The sequence below is a fragment of the Paenibacillus contaminans genome (genome assembly GCF_003285015.1).
In the GTDB taxonomy this organism is placed as follows: Bacteria; Bacillota; Bacilli; order Paenibacillales; family NBRC-103111; genus Paenibacillus_V; species Paenibacillus_V contaminans.
The window spans coordinates 1-1,009 of the sequence record NZ_QMFB01000080.1; the positions used below are offsets into that span (position 1 = coordinate 1).

The 1,009-nt window shown below is 44.3% G+C and carries 1 pseudogene; it reads left to right on the plus strand.

Annotation, left to right across the window (positions count from 1 at the left end):
* Positions 1-1,009, plus strand: a pseudogene (locus DQG23_RS41620) (transposase); the annotation flags it as partial.

The window sequence follows — 1,009 nt, forward strand, 5'->3', positions numbered from 1 at the left end:
TTTCGAGCTGTCAGACGTAGATTTGGTTGAACGTTCTCGGTACGACATGTCTTTCAAATACTTTCTTCAGATGGCTCCAGAAGAAGCTGTCATGGATCCGAGTTCCCTTACGAAGTTCCGCAAACTGCGGTTGAAAGACCTAAATCTGCTGGATCTGCTAATCAATAAAACCGTCGAGTTGGCTATCGCACAAGGTATTCTAAAGAGCACATCCATCATCGTGGATGCAACGCACACAAAAGCTCGTTACAACCACAAGTCCCCGAGGGAGATTTTGCAGGATCGTTCTCGCAAATTACGAAAAGCCATCTATTCCATCGACGAATCGCTTAAAACGAAGTTGCCTGCCAAGAACATCGTGGATACACTAGAGGCTGAGATTGACTACTGCCAGAAACTTATTGAAGTTACCGAAACCGAGCTCGGCATCGCTCAATTGCCTAAGATCACCGAACCATTGAATCTACTGAAAGAGACTGTCGAGGATGATGTGGAACAATTACGTATTTCGCAAGATCANNNAAGATGCACGCATTGGTCACAAAAGTGCGGACAGCTCATTTTTTGGATATAAGACGCACATGGCCATGACGGAAGAGCGAATCATCACAGCGGCTATCGTAACGACTGGAGAGAAGCACGATGGCAAGCAATTACAAGCACTCATTGAGAAAAGCATGACGGCAGGTATGGACGTTAAAACCGTAATCGGCGATATGGCATACTCGGAAAAAGAAAACATCGCGTACAGCAAGGAAAACCAGATTGAACTCATCTCCCGACTAAACCCACAAATTACGCAAGGTGCACGTAAGAAGGAAGACGAATTTGAATTCAACAAAGATGCAGGTATGTACGTATGCAAGGCTGGTCATATGGCGATTCACAAAGTAAAGGATTATCGAGGAGAAAGCGGTAAACCGAATCGAACAAAATACTTCTTTGATGTGAAGAAATGCAAGGTTTGTCCGTTTAAAGAAGGATGCTATAAAGGTGGTGCAAGTAAGTC